This is a genomic window from Microbulbifer mixtoriginis (SeqCode) (assembly GCF_052467705.1).
In genome coordinates, this window is the sequence record NZ_CP174322.1 from 807,053 (window position 1) to 821,097 (window position 14,045).

13 protein-coding genes are annotated in these 14,045 nt (G+C 53.5%); 9 read left to right on the forward strand and 4 right to left on the reverse strand.

Going from position 1 to position 14,045, the window contains the following annotated elements; translation table 11 throughout:
* Positions 1-40 precede the first annotated feature (40 nt).
* Both ACJJIB_RS03615 and ACJJIB_RS03620 read right to left on the reverse strand, forming a co-directional pair.
* The gene (locus ACJJIB_RS03615) at positions 41-1,363 is read right to left on the reverse strand and encodes a peptidylprolyl isomerase (protein WP_252084359.1); all 1,323 of its coding nucleotides are present in this window, start codon (positions 1,361-1,363) and stop codon (positions 41-43) included.
* A gap of 20 nt (positions 1,364-1,383) precedes the next feature.
* Positions 1,384-3,981: an LPS-assembly protein LptD gene (locus ACJJIB_RS03620; RefSeq protein WP_444887921.1), complete on the reverse strand. Its 2,598-nt coding sequence runs from the start codon at positions 3,979-3,981 to the stop codon at positions 1,384-1,386.
* 241 nt (positions 3,982-4,222) lie between these two features.
* Here ACJJIB_RS03620 and ACJJIB_RS03625 point away from each other — a divergent pair, with 241 nt between their 5' ends.
* The 8 genes from ACJJIB_RS03625 to trpC all read left to right on the forward strand — a co-directional run bounded on the left by ACJJIB_RS03625 (position 4,223) and on the right by trpC (position 11,798).
* On the forward strand, positions 4,223-5,284 hold the full coding sequence (locus ACJJIB_RS03625; RefSeq protein WP_444887922.1) for an aminoglycoside phosphotransferase family protein: 1,062 nt from the start codon (positions 4,223-4,225) through the stop codon (positions 5,282-5,284).
* A 37-nt stretch (positions 5,285-5,321) separates the two neighbouring features.
* Complete coding sequence (locus ACJJIB_RS03630; protein ID WP_444887923.1) at positions 5,322-6,029, forward strand: nucleotidyltransferase family protein; 708 nt, start codon at positions 5,322-5,324, stop codon at positions 6,027-6,029.
* A gap of 19 nt (positions 6,030-6,048) precedes the next feature.
* The gene (gene rpe / locus ACJJIB_RS03635; RefSeq protein ID WP_252084363.1) at positions 6,049-6,711 is read left to right on the forward strand and encodes a ribulose-phosphate 3-epimerase; all 663 of its coding nucleotides are present in this window, start codon (positions 6,049-6,051) and stop codon (positions 6,709-6,711) included.
* A gap of 230 nt (positions 6,712-6,941) precedes the next feature.
* Positions 6,942-8,459 (forward strand): anthranilate synthase component I, encoded by a 1,518-nt coding sequence (gene trpE, locus ACJJIB_RS03640; protein WP_444887924.1) that lies wholly within the window; start codon positions 6,942-6,944, stop codon positions 8,457-8,459.
* On the forward strand, positions 8,446-9,306 hold the full coding sequence (locus ACJJIB_RS03645) for an ion transporter (protein ID WP_252084365.1): 861 nt from the start codon (positions 8,446-8,448) through the stop codon (positions 9,304-9,306). The genes trpE and ACJJIB_RS03645 overlap by 14 nt, the downstream gene beginning before the upstream one ends.
* On the forward strand, positions 9,306-9,884 hold the full coding sequence (locus ACJJIB_RS03650; protein ID WP_444887925.1) for an anthranilate synthase component II: 579 nt from the start codon (positions 9,306-9,308) through the stop codon (positions 9,882-9,884). Before ACJJIB_RS03645 ends, ACJJIB_RS03650 begins: the two co-directional genes overlap by 1 nt.
* 73 nt (positions 9,885-9,957) lie before the next feature.
* Positions 9,958-11,007, forward strand: a complete 1,050-nt coding sequence (gene trpD / locus ACJJIB_RS03655; protein WP_444887926.1) for an anthranilate phosphoribosyltransferase — start codon at positions 9,958-9,960, stop codon at positions 11,005-11,007.
* Positions 11,001-11,798 (forward strand): indole-3-glycerol phosphate synthase TrpC, encoded by a 798-nt coding sequence (gene trpC / locus ACJJIB_RS03660; protein ID WP_444888900.1) that lies wholly within the window; start codon positions 11,001-11,003, stop codon positions 11,796-11,798. Before trpD ends, trpC begins: the two co-directional genes overlap by 7 nt.
* Positions 11,799-11,909: 111 nt before the next feature.
* Here trpC and crp read toward each other — a convergent pair whose 3' ends face one another.
* Positions 11,910-12,560, reverse strand: a complete 651-nt coding sequence (crp, locus tag ACJJIB_RS03665) for a cAMP-activated global transcriptional regulator CRP (protein WP_051089460.1) — start codon at positions 12,558-12,560, stop codon at positions 11,910-11,912.
* A 301-nt stretch (positions 12,561-12,861) separates the two neighbouring features.
* Between crp and ACJJIB_RS03670 the strand changes: the two genes are divergently transcribed.
* Complete coding sequence (locus ACJJIB_RS03670) at positions 12,862-13,269, forward strand: OsmC family protein (protein ID WP_252084368.1); 408 nt, start codon at positions 12,862-12,864, stop codon at positions 13,267-13,269.
* A gap of 85 nt (positions 13,270-13,354) precedes the next feature.
* Here ACJJIB_RS03670 and coq7 read toward each other — a convergent pair whose 3' ends face one another.
* Positions 13,355-13,999: a 2-polyprenyl-3-methyl-6-methoxy-1,4-benzoquinone monooxygenase gene (gene coq7, locus ACJJIB_RS03675; protein ID WP_444883649.1), complete on the reverse strand. Its 645-nt coding sequence runs from the start codon at positions 13,997-13,999 to the stop codon at positions 13,355-13,357.
* Positions 14,000-14,045 lie beyond the last annotated feature (46 nt).

Genomic DNA, 14,045 nt, shown 5'->3' on the forward strand with positions numbered 1-14,045 from the left:
GGGCGCTTTGGCCCGGTCTTCGAGGTCTTAAAAAGCGCTTTTATTGCGCTTCCTGTTCAGGGCCTTCTTGCTTTTCATCTTTTAATTTAATTTCTACATAAGCTTGGTCGCGGATTTCCCTGCGCCAATTTTGCAGTTCTTCTTCATAGCGGCGGTTGCGTAAGAGGTTGGCAGCCTGGTTGCGAATATATTGATCGGTCATATCTTGTTTGCGCCGCCCCTCGACCATCAGGATATGCCAGCCGAATTGGCTGCGAAATGGCAGGCTGATTTCGCCGATGCCGGTGGTGTTCATGGCCTGGGTAAATTCAGGCACAAATTGTCCTGGCATAGACCAGCCGAGATCACCGCCGGACAGCATGGAGCCAATATCTTCGGAATTCTCGCGAGCGAGCTCGGTAAAGTTATCGCTAGCCATCGCCTCTTCTCGCATGGCTACCAGCTTGTTGTAGGCTTCATCATCTGTGAGGATGGCTGAGGGTTTGAGCAGGATATGGCGAACTTTAGTCTGCTCCACTAATTGCTCGCTGGCACCTTTTTGTGCATGAATCTTGAGCAGGTGGAAGCCGGCATCACTGCGGAAGGGCTCAGTGATATCACCTACCTTGAGGCCGCTTAGCGCATCAGCAAATAGGGTGGGGAGTTCCACTGTTTTGCGCCAACCCAGGTCGCCACCGGCGAGGGCATTCTGCCCAGCAGAGTTGGCGATCGCCAGGCGACGAAAGTCAGTGCCGCCGCGCACCTGCTGAACCAGCTCCTCGGCTTTCTCGCGAGCCTGGGTAACTTCGCTGGCTGGAGCACTGGAGCTGATGGGGATCAAGATATGTCCCAGCTCATACTGAGGGGACTTCCAGAACTCGCCCTCTTTAGAGCGAAGGAAATTGTCGATGTCTTGGTCGGTGATCTGGATTCGGCGGTTGACGCTGCCTTGTTCTACCCGGCGGATCATCAGTTCCTGACGGATCTGCTGGCGAAAGCTTTTCATGGTCATACCATCGGAACGCAGGCGCTGACGAAATTCTTCCGGACTGACACTCGCATTTTGTTGAACGCGAGCGATGGCTTGATCGAGCTCGGATTCAGATATTGTAACGCCCGCCCGGGAGGCCATCTGTAGCTGTAATCGTTCGATAATCAGTTGTTCCAGTACCTGACGACGCAAAACATCCACAGGTGGTGCCTGGACCTGTTGGGCTTGAATTTGGCTGGCTATGGTATTCATGCGCTGGGCAAGTTCACTGGCCATAACCACATCTTCATCAACAACGGCGACTACCCTGTCCAGGGTTTGTACTTGCGCTGTGACCGTGCCGGCGATCAGGACGCAAGCAGCCAGAACGGATGACAAGCCTAATTTCGGCATCAATTTCTGCATTATTTTCATCACGGTTTCAGCTTTTCTCTCTGATCAAAATTGGCAATTCCTTGGCTTAGCATTTGAGTGACCGTTGCGCCAAATCCTGCTAGACCCTTCAGTTGTATTTCGAGGTAGATACCTTCATCGTATTGGAGGTCTTCAGCTCTAACAACACCGGCTAGGTCATTGTCCAGGGTTCGGCGCCATAAAAGGCGCGCACGATAGCAGCAGTCGTCATATTCGATACCTGCCAGGTATTCCAGTTCCCGGTTCAATGACAAATCGTAAGCTGCGCCAGCCATTATAGAAGTGTGCGTGTTGATAGGCAGTACAGTGGAGCTGTTCAGCTGGCGCGTAGGGCCGACCTGCTCAACACCGTCCTTATTGATAAATGTGACATTGTCACGCTTATAGTAGTAACTGAGGTTAAAAATACGCGCTTCATCATCAAAGTAGCGCAAGCTGAAGTTGCCGCGGTTGACATTGTGCTCTGTGTCATCGTAGACCAGCTCACTGCCAATACGTAGGGATTGAATTGGGCGGCTTTCCAGTCTGGCGGCAAGCTCAGAGCGCGGGGTTTCTTCGATAAGCTCGCGCAGACCAATCTGGGTATCGCTGGAGTAGAAAACCTGGCCGACACTTGCAGACAGCAAGTCACGGCCACTAATAGGCTCAATAAAGCGGGTGGTTAGCCCCAGAGCAACCCTACTTGCATCGTCAATACGATCATTGCCGGTAAAACGGCTGTGGCGAAATAGCTGATCGTAGCTGAAGGTGAACAGCGAAGTGTCATAGAGTAAGTTATTACTTTGGGGGTCGATGGGGCCTATATCGTTTATGTCATCCCCAGTAATATCGAAGAAACCTTCCTGGTTGGCGTTACTACTGAGTAGTCCGTATAGGCGTGGCTCCAGAGTCTGGATATAGTCGCGATCAAAGGCGAAGCCATCACGTTCGAAGTAGAGGCCGGTGTCCAGGGTAAGCTGGGCGGCGGAGGCGCTTGGCGTGTCGTTGGCACCTTCTGGCAAGAAGGTGTCGCTGACCTGATAACCCAGATAGCGACCTGCCAAACCCGGCTTAAAGTAGCCCCACAGCCATTCTTTATCCCAAAAAAGCTCATAGTCCAGGCGCAGGCGGTCTGCGGTGATAAAGTCTCTTGTTAGCTCAGTGACACTGTCGGGGTCATCAATATCTCTAATAAACCTGATCGTCTGAGTGTCCTGGTGCCGCCATACAGTGGCTTCATTTTGCAAGGCTAGTTGCCAGTCACCCCAGCGGTAATTGCCATCCACATCTAGCCGAGGCAGCTGGGCGAAAGTATCGAAACGATCATTTTCCAACACTTGGTAATCCTGGGCACGAAGGCTGATTGCCCAGTTTTCAAAAGTGAGTCTACCCTGGGCTTTTTGGCTAACCTGGGTTTCCGCGTTGATATCAAGGTTGGCGGTACTTAAATCGCGAAAATAGTCGGGATCGCTCACCTTGGTGTAGTCGATGTCGGTACGCCAGATACTGCCGCTATAACCACCCTGTTGTTCTAGGTTCACTAACCAGCGATCGTCCCCTTTGTAGGGCAGGACCAGGTCTTCAGGGAAGCCCCGGTCAATCAATTCCTGGGCGAGATCACTATTGCCGCCCTTATCATTAGGGAGATCGGCTAGGCGTATTTCGGTGTTGAACACGGGGCTTAGGTGGCGGAATTCTACTTCCAGACCAGTGCCGCGATACTGGATATAGCGTGGAGTGATGGTCGCATCCATCTCCGGGGCGATATTCCAGTAATACGGAACAGATAGGTCCCAGCCATTCTTATCGCTGTTGCTTAGAGAAGGAAAAAGGAAGCCCGACATGCGCGCATCGCCCACCGGGAAGCGAAAATACGGGAAATAGAGTACGGGAACATCCAGTATCTCCAGGCGTACATCCCTAGCGGTTCCCTGGCTCTCCACTTGATCGATATTGATTTCTCCGCCACTCAGGCGCCAGAAAGCCCGGCCCGGCTCACAGCGGGTATAGGTGCCATCGGTAAGGGTCAATTCACCACTGGTCTGACGTGCGACTTGGGCGGCGTCACCATGAATAAATTCGTCGTGTACAACGTATGTTGCGTCCTCAATGGAGGCCGCTTCGGTATCGGTGTGAACCTCTGCCGAGTCCCCCCGAACGAGTAAATTGGGTTCGCGCAGTTCGATAGCACCACTTAGGAAAGCGGTGTTGGTCTGGCGGTTGAGGGTTACTTCATCGGCAAATAATTGGCGATAGCCTTGGGTGATATGGACGTTGCCAATTAATTCGGCAGATCCGTCATCGAGGATGCGAGACTGCTCGGCTGTGGCACGTAGTGGCGCGTCTTCAGGGGGCAAGTTGGCATCGGGGTAATCCCTAGGCGGTTCGATAAAGGCTCCGGAGCAAATCGCCGGTACTCTGGCGCTTTCCTCAGGGGTCAATTCAGAACGTGGTAACCAGTCTAAGTACAGGTAGGGGTTGTATTCGGGATCTACGGCGGTTTGGTCCGCATGAGTCCATATAGGGTGCGCGGCCAACAAACCGAGGGCTAGAGAGTGGGCTCGTGGATTCTGAGCTATTGCTAGAGCGAGGCGACGCCACCGGGAGACTTCAAGCATCAATCGATAGGTTCCGGCTATTCTTTGGTGTTTCTTGTATCGGCAGATGCGTGCGACAGCTATCCAGCCGGGGCGCGCAAAAAATTATCGCCCGATTCTACTTGAATGTAGAAGTGGTTAATAGCCGCACAGATGGTACGGATGTAAGAGGCGAGAGTGTTATAGTCGCTTCAAGCTCCCTGGGGCAGGGTTTCAATACGAGCTGCTTAATGGGAAACTGCCGCGATAGAAAGAATCATTGATGGGCCGAACAATAAATGAAGGGTGTACTGTGAGTGATGACCTGCGACAAGAGGCTTTGGCTCTTTGGGTGGGTAAGGCTCTGGAAATTGAATTTCCAGCAGACTTGGCCAACCTTGCCGGGGATGCGGGCTTTCGGCGCTATTTCCGCACTTCTACCGAGCCCAGTTTAATCGCTGTTGATTCTCCACCTGAGTGTACTAACCCGGCCCGATTTGTAGCAGTTGCCGATTATCTGCGGCGCAATGGTGTGCACACCCCCATGGTAATAGCAGCTGATACAGCCAATGGGTACCTGCTATTGGAAGACTTGGGTGATACCCAATTATTCGATGTGCTGAGTAATGACAGTGTCGAGGGGCTCTATGCGGAGGTAATGAGTGAGCTGCTCAGTCTCCAGCAGATACCTCGTACAGAGGATTTGTTTCCAGATTACAACCGGGAACTATTGCTGACAGAGATGCGTATTATGCCCGAGTGGCTGGTAGGCAAGTTACTCGGCTACTCTCTGAGTGAAGTAGAAAACCGCCGGCTGCAAGAGACCTTTCAGCGGTTGCTGGAGAGTGCTGCAGGCCAACCGCAAGCTCTGGTGCACAGAGACTACCACAGCCGTAATTTAATGATCCGTGGAGGTGAGCGCCCTGGAATCGTGGACTTCCAGGATGCCGTGTGGGGACCGATTACCTACGATTTGGTCTCTCTGTTGCGAGACTGCTATATCCGCTGGCCACGCCAGCGGGTCGAGCGCTGGGCTTTAGCCTATGCCGCTACTGCAGAAGCTGCTGGGGTGCTGGAACCTGTCGAGCCTAAAGAGTTCTTAACTTGGTTCGACTGGATGGGGCTCCAGCGTCACATTAAAGTGCTGGGCCTTTTTCCACGTCTATCATTGCGCGATGGCAAGCAGAACTACCTAGGGGATTTGCCGCTGGTGATACGCTATGTACTGGAAACTGCTGGGCGCTATGAGGAGCTCCAGCCGTTTGCGCAGTGGTTTGAGCAACAGCTACTTCCGCTTATAGAGCAGCAGCCTTGGTACAGTGATTATCGCTATGCCGGTGAATAGCACTAATAAGCTGTATAAAAACTGATAGATGAATTGAATGACTCAGCTCACTGAGATAGCCCCAACTACCGCTATGGTCTTGGCTGCGGGCTTTGGGCGTAGAATGCGCCCCCTTACTGACCAAACCCCCAAGCCTTTGTTGTCTGTGGCGGGCAAGCCGCTCATTGAGCATGTGCTTGAGCGTCTACAGGCTGTGGGAGTTCAACGGGTAGTGATCAACCTGGGCCATTTGGGCCATATGATTCGTGATTACCTGGGGAGTGGTGATCGCTGGGGGCTCGATATCCAGTATTCTGTGGAGCAAGAAGACCGACCCCTTGAGACCGCAGGGGGTATTCTCAACGCGATGCCGCTGCTGGGAGAGGGCCCATTCTTTGTGGTTAATGGGGATGTCTGGTGTGACTTTAATCTTTCGCAGTGGGTGAATCGTCCCCTACCTAAGGGTTGCCCCGGCCGACTTCTTATGGTGCCAAATCCTCCACATAACCCCGAAGGAGACTTCGGAATTGATAATGGCCTGTTGTCTGGGACTGCCAAGCCCCGCTATACCTTTGCCGGTATCAGTTGGCTGCGCCCCGAGGTGTTAACCCGCTATCCCAAAGTGCGTGAATGCTTCGGCCTTGGCGAGGTCTTTACTTTCAATGAGGACAAACTACAGGCGGACTTATACCCTGGGGACTGGTGTGATGTGGGCACCCCCGAGCGCCTGGAAAACCTGCATTGCCGCCTGAGCGCGGAAAATTGAGTTACTGAAGGAAATAATGATGTCAGATTACAAGATTGCCCCCTCGATTCTTTCCGCCGACTTTGCCCGCCTTGGTGAAGAGGTGGACAATGTGTTAGCCGCTGGTGCTGACTGGGTGCACTTCGATGTGATGGACAACCACTATGTGCCCAACCTAACCATCGGCCCAATGGTGTGCCAGGCGTTGCGCAAGCATGGTGTCGAGGCGCCCATTGATGTGCACCTGATGGTGGAGCCGGTAGACGATATGATTCGCATGTTTGCCGATGCGGGCGCAAGTTATATTACTTTCCACCCCGAGGCTTCGCGACACCCGGACCGCTCCCTACAGTTGATCCGCAGTCTTGGCTGTAAGGCCGGTTTGGTCTTTAACCCAGCCACAGGACTGGATGCGGCCAAGTATGTGATGGACAAGCTGGATATGATTTTGTTGATGTCAGTCAACCCTGGCTTTGGTGGGCAAAAGTTTATTCCGGGCACTCTGGAAAAACTGCGCGAGGCGCGCCAGTTGATCGACGCTTCTGGTTACGATATTCGCCTTGAGATCGATGGCGGGGTCAACCGTGACAATATTGCGGAGATTGCCGCAGCCGGCGCGGATACTTTTGTTGCAGGCTCTGCAATCTTCAATGCCCCCGACTACGCTGAAGTGATCGGTGCTATGCGCGAAAGCTTGTCCTGAGAAAAACTTGGCGGGCAGCCCCTTGCCCGCCGCATACGGGATTTGTAAACTTGTGCGCCTGCACAGAGGGAATTTCCGTGAATCACACTATCCCCACATCCAGCAGTTGGCGATGGCGCCACTGATCCGCTGAGGCCAACTGGTCAACAATACCGTTCGGCCACCTCTCCCGTGGGTGCCGCCTATACTTTGGCGCCAACAAGAAAAATACCCAATAGATCGGAGTCTCTATGACCCCTAGTGAATACGCCCAACTTGTATCTGCGGGCTATAACCGTATACCGCTAGTGCGCCGTGTGCTGGCGGATATTGAAACCCCCCTGTCCACTTATCTGAAGCTTGCCGAAGGCCGCTACAGTTACCTACTGGAGTCGGTACAGGGCGGGGAGAAATGGGGGCGCTACTCCATTATTGGATTGCCCGCCAGAACTCTGCTTCGGGTGCGTGGCAACGAGGTTACGGTGGAGTGTGACGGGGCGGTGATAGAAAGCTATACCGAGCGCGATCCGCTGGCATTTGTCGAGCTGTTCCAGCAGCGCTATCGGGTACCGGAACTTGCCAATTTGCCGCGTTTTAATGGTGGCTTGGTTGGGTATTTTGGCTATGACTGTGTGCGCTATATTGAACCGCGCTTAGCGCACAGTATGCCGCAGGATAGCCTGGGTAATCCGGATATCCTGCTGATGGTCAGTGATGAGCTGGTGGTGTTCGACAACCTCGCCGGTGCGGTTATCTTTATTGTGCATGCGGACCCTTCCCAGGCCGATGCCTATGAGCGGGCCCAGCAGCGTCTGGATCAACTGGTGGAAAGGTTGGCCCGGCCTTTACCGGATACAGTGCCTCTGGACCTGGATGGCAAGGGAATCGAGGAGGGTGCTTTTCACTCCCACTTTGGTGAGAAAAATTTCAAGAAGGCCGTTGATAGGGTAAAGGAATATGTCCTCGCCGGTGATGTTATGCAGGTGGTGCCATCTCAGCGCTTGTCGGCTCCTTTCGATGCCCCGCCACTGAATTTTTATCGCGCCCTTCGCAGCCTGAACCCCTCGCCCTATATGTATTTCCTCGACCTGGGGGATCACCAGGTTGTGGGCTCTAGTCCAGAGATTCTGGTACGCCTGGAAGAGGGTGAGATGACTGTGCGTCCGCTAGCAGGCACCCGTCGTCGCGGTACTTCCGAGGAGGAGGATAAAGCCCTGGAGCAGGAGCTATTGGCAGACCCAAAAGAGTGTGCCGAGCACCTGATGTTGATCGATCTGGGGCGCAATGATGTGGGCCGTGTAGCGGCGACTGGCAGCGTGCGGGTCACTGAGCAGATGGTGGTGGAACGCTACTCCCATGTGATGCATATCACCTCCAATGTCACCGGTCAGTTGCGGGAGGGACTCACCGGTATGGATGCCCTGCGCGCGGCGCTTCCGGCCGGCACTTTATCCGGGGCGCCGAAGATCCGTGCTATGGAAATTATCGATGAACTCGAACCAGAGAAGCGTGGTATCTATGGTGGTGCGGTGGGTTACTTGGCCTGGAATGGCAATATGGATACAGCTATCGCAATTCGCACCGCAGTCATTAAGGACGGACAGTTATTTATCCAGGCCGGTGCCGGCCTGGTGGCCGATTCAGATCCCCAATCCGAGTGGGATGAGACCATGAATAAGGCTAGGGCGTTGTTCCGTGCGGCGGGCATGGCTCTGGCGAGTAGTTGTAAAGAAGTAGAAGTAAAGATCGAACAAAATGAGCGAAGCTAGTATTTCTCAAAAAGTATCTCTTGCGGCCCGTTGTCAGCAGATAGTCGAAGCTCCCCTGTTTAATCAGGTGATCATTGGCATGATCCTGGTTAATGCACTGGCGGTAGGGCTGGAGACTTCAATATGGGTGATGGAGCGTTTTGGTACTGCATTGGGCGTTGTTAACCAATTGGTACTGACTGCTTTTATTTTAGAGGCAGCAATAAAAATAACTTCTCATGGATCGCGCCCCTGGCGTTATTTTGCCAGCGGCTGGAACTGCTTCGATTTCACCATCATCGCCTTAAGCTTGATTCCCGCCACTGGGCCCCTGGCAACACTCGCGCGCCTGGTACGGATCCTGCGGGTGTTGCGACTGGTTTCTGCCTTCCCTGAACTGCGTACTCTGGTGGATACACTGCTGCGCAGCTTGCCGAGCATGATGCACATCGCAATCTTGATGGGAATTATCTTTTATATCTATGGCGTGGCGGGCTACTTTCTCTTTCATGAGATAGACCCAACCCATTGGCGTAACCTGCCGATAGCTCTGTTGAGTCTATTCCGTATTGTGACCTTCGAGGATTGGACCGACATTATGTATACCGCCATGGATGCAATGCCCTGGGCCTGGCTCTACTTTGTCAGCTTCGTGGTCATGGGCGCCTTTGTCATGATTAACCTGTTTATTGGCGTGGTGCTCAATAACCTGGAGGAAGCCAAGTTGCGTCGAATGGATGAAATGTGTCTGCCACCCAGTCAAACTGAAATACTGCGCGAATTGCGCTCAACCCAGGCGGCGCTCGCACGACTGCAAAAGCGCATGGAAGCAACTACCGATACTGCACAGGCTATGGGGGCCAAGTAATGATTTTGATGATCGATAACTACGATTCCTTTACCTGGAATGTGGTGCAGTACCTTGAGGAGCTGGGCGCTGAGGTTGTGGTCAAGCGCAATGACGAAATTACCCTTGAGGACATAGAGCAGTTGGCCCCGGCGAAAATTGTTATTTCACCAGGGCCCTGCACACCCAATGAGGCAGGAATTTCCCTGGAGACGATTCGCCATTTCGCCGGGCGTATCCCTATTTTGGGAATTTGCCTTGGTCACCAGAGTATCGGCCAGGTTTTTGGTGGTCGAGTCGTACGTGCCGGCCAGGTTATGCACGGTAAAACATCGCCTATAGTGCACAACAACCTGGGAGTGTTTCACGGGCTATCCAATCCTTTCGAGGCCACCCGTTATCACTCCCTGGTGGTGGAAAAGGGCAGCTTGCCTGAATGCCTGGAAATTACCGCCTGGACGGAGACGCCTGACGGCGAGATTGATGAAATTATGGGGCTGCGCCACCGGGAATTACCGATAGAGGGCGTGCAGTTTCATCCAGAGTCCATTCTCACCATGCATGGCCACGATATGTTGAAGAATTTTCTCGAGTCCTGATGCGAAGGGCAAAACGCGGGGCAGTTAATTACGCTTCGCACCAATCAATACTGAGCGGGACAAGGGGGGCACAATGAATATACAAAATGCTATCGCCAAGCTGGTGGATGGAGAGCATTTGAGCCGTGAGGAGATGCGTGAGACTGTAGGCCAAATCATGCGCGGAGAAGCCCTGGAAGCGCAGATAGGGGCCTTGCTGATCGCGTTGCGCATTCGCGGTGAAACTGTCGACGAGATCGTCGGTGCGGTGGAAACCATGCGCGCACTGGCCACTAAGGTTGAACTCGACCTTGAGAATACCGTAGACATCGTCGGCACCGGCGGAGATGGCGCAAATCTATTTAATGTATCCAGTGCCAGTAGCTTTGTTGCAGCTGCAGCTGGGGCCAGGGTGGCCAAACACGGCAACCGCTCGGTGTCTTCTAGTAGTGGCTCCGCCGATTTGCTCGAACGCGCCGGGGTTTATCTGGATTTAAGCGCGGAGCAAATGGCCCGCTGTGTGGAAACGCTCGGTATCGGCTTTATGTTTGCGCCTAGTTTCCATAGCGCCGTTCGTCATGTAGGCCCAGCGCGCAAAGCACTGGGGCTGCGCACTATTTTTAATCTGCTCGGCCCCATGACCAACCCCGCCGGAGTTAAGCGCAAGGTTATTGGTGTTTATGAGAAACGCTACTGTCGTTTGTTGGCTGAAGTCCTGCAACGACTTGGTTCTGAGCACGTGCTGGTCCTGCACAGCGATGACGGCCTCGACGAAGCCAGTATCGCCGCGGATACTTTAGCGGTGGAATTGAAAGATGGTGTTATTAGTGAGTTTACTCTCTGCCCCGAAGCCTTTGGTCTGCCCCGCCAGAGTCTGGATGGCTTGATCGTTGCGGGTGCCGCAGAGTCTCTATCCTTGATTCGCGACGCATTGGGTAAACGTGAAACTGAGGCAGGGAAAAAAGCTGCAGATATTATCGCCCTGAATGCCGGCCTGGCGATTTATGTCAGCGGCACCGCAAATACGGCAGAGCAGGGTGTCGCCATGGCGCAGGACGCCATCGATAGCGGTTTGGCCGCAGAAAAAATCAATGACCTGGCCGCCTTTACCAGCGCCTTTCGCCCCGAGGAAGTGAAATCGTGAGCACACCGACCATTTTGAGAACTATTATCGAGCGCAAGTGGCAGGAAGTGGCGGAGCGCAAATCTCAATGCAGTCTGGAAGAAATACGTCTGAGCGCGCAGGACCAACCACCGGCGCGGGGATTTGTCGCGGCATTGGAATACAAAATCGCCGAGGGTGAAGCCGCAGTGATTGCGGAAATCAAAAAGGCCTCCCCCAGTAAGGGGGTGATTCGCGAGGACTTTCTTCCCGCAGAAATTGCGACCAGTTATGAGAGAGGTGGCGCGGCATGCTTGTCGGTACTCACCGATAGGGATTTTTTCCAGGGCGATGACAGTTATTTGCAGCAGGCGCGCAACGCGGTTCGTCTACCGGTTTTGCGTAAGGACTTTACCGTGGACCCTTACCAGGTGTTTGAGGCGCGCGCTATTGGAGCTGACTGCATCCTGCTCATTGCCGCCTGCCTGGAAGATCAGCAAATGCAGGAACTCAATGGTTTGGCCCTGGAACTGGGATTGGATGTGCTGGTGGAAGTGCACAATCGCGCAGAGCTGGAGAGGGCGTTGGCTCTCCCCAACCGTCTAATTGGAATTAACAATCGCAATCTGCACACCTTTGAGGTACAGCTGGAGAACACTTTTAAACTGCTCAATCTGATTCCCAAGGACCGCATTGTTGTAACAGAAAGCGGTATCCACACGACGGATGATGTCGCGGCCATGCGCGGGCATAGTGTCGATGCATTTTTGGTTGGCGAGGCTTTTATGCGCGAGGAAGAACCGGGACGAAAATTGATGGAGATGTTTAACTGAGTGCTAGTGGGGTTTTAGAAAGTTAGCTAGATAAAATCACAGACACAAAAAAGGGCGATTGATTATATCGCCCTTTTTTGTGTCTGTGGTATTTGACTCTGGGACAGGTATTTAACGGGTGCCGTAAACCACCATGGTTTTACCTTTGACCGACACCAAGCCCTGCTCTTCCAGGGTTTTCAACACGCGCCCAACCATCTCACGGGAACATCCAACAATACGGCCAATTTCCTGGCGAGTGATCTTGATTTGCATGCCTTCTGGGTGGGTCATCGCATCGGGCTCATTACACAGGTCTAAAAGGGTTCGCGCCACACGACCGGTAACATCAAGGAAGGCTAGATCGCCAACTTTTCGAGTAGTATTACGCAGGCGCCCGGCCATTTGTGTGGCTAGAGCGAACAGGAATTCTGGGTGCTGACGAGTCAGTTCCTGGAATTTGGTGTAGGAGATTTCCGCAACCTCACACTCGGTTTTGGTGCGCACCCAGGCGCTGCGGGTGTCCTGATCAAATAGGCCCATTTCACCGAAAAAGTCCCCGTCGTTTAGATAGGCTACGATCATTTCGCGGCCCTCGTCATCTTCGATTAAGACGGTGACTGAACCGCGCATAATGAAATAGAGGGACTCACAGCGGTCGCCGGCATAGATAATCGTGCTCTTGGCCGGATAGCGTCGCCGGTGGCAGTGGGCCAGAAAGTCTTCAATATTGCCGATAGTCATGGGGTCTTCGATAGCAACCGTCACGGATTTATTCCTCATTTTTTGTCTCGTGCTCTATCCCGGCTTTAGCAGCTGAGCACTATTGAATTATCGCGCGAAAAAACAGTCCCCAACAGAGGTTGGTCGCGGCAAAGTTCCGCAGTGTGACCTGTGACACTCTGGCGCGGGTGCGATTGGACTGCAAGCGGGCTATTGCCTTCACTGACGAAGGGGGAAACTTCAGTAGCGAACATTTCGCGCGGAGGTGTTGTGGACACTATACCGGAAATACTCTGCCTGTCAGGATAATCTTGTACTCTGTGCTAAGCTTCGCGGCTTGAATTTCAGCGGGAGCATGGCAATGCAGGGCAAGGTAACCTGGGTTAATGATTTGACCTTCGTCGGCGAAGCCGGCAGTGGTAATTCGGTAGTGATGGAAGGGGGGCGCACTAATAACGGTGTGCGCCCGATGGAAATGATCCTCCTCGGAGTTGGTGGCTGTGCAGCCTATGATGTGGTTTCCATTTTACAGAAGGCGCGCCAGGATATTATTTCCTGTCATTGCGAATTGAATGGCGTTCGCCCGGATACCACCCCATCACCTTTTGAGCGAATTGAAATGGAATTTGTTGTGCGAGGCCGGGGAATAAAAGAATCCCATGTAGCCCGCGCTGTGGAGCTATCTGCAGAGAAATATTGCTCTGCTTCAATTATGTTGCGCAATGCGGGAGTGGAGATCGTGCATCGCTATCGAGTAGAAGAAGTCTAAGCAATACTCAGATAAAGAAAAGGCCTGCTCAAAAGCGGTTGCTTTTAGCGGGCCAGTCAATTTTTACGAACCGGTTATTAATATTTTAAATTTTGTAACTGGCTGAGGTCATCACCTTGGCTACCAGAGACATAGCGCCTTTCACCGGTGCTGGGAAACGTTTGCCTCCGGCGGCTAGCGCGGCATGAGCGTGTTCGCTCTCATCGACCAGCATTTGCTCCACTACGGCGCGACTGCGTTTGTCCTGGGCTGGAAGCTTCTGCAGGTGACTCTCCAGGTGTTCGCAGACCCTTTCTTCTGTCGCTGCGACAAATCCCAGACTGATGCGATCGCTGATTTTGCCGGCGGCGGCGCCCAGTCCAAATGACAATCCATACCAGAGTGGATTGAGCAGGCTTGGGCGGCTGTCCAGTTCTTTGAGGCGCTGCTCACACCAAGCCAGGTGGTCGATCTCCTCATCCGCAGCGCGCTCCATTTCACCGCGTACCTCGGGCAGTTTTGCTGTGAGTGCCTGGCCTTGGTAGAGGGCCTGAGCACAGACTTCGCCGCTGTGGTTGACCCGCATCAGACCGGCGGCGTGCTTGCGCTCGGTATCGCTGAGCTCGGCCTCCGCTTCGCCTTTGGCCGGAGATGGGCGCCCGTGACAGGGCTCGCCAGGACTCAGAGTGCGCAGGGCGCGGTCAGCCTGAATCAGCAGGTGATCGAGGCCACTCAAATTGCGTTCACTCATGTTTATGACTTCCTCTGTATGGCGGTAGTCAGCCCTACCGCCATGC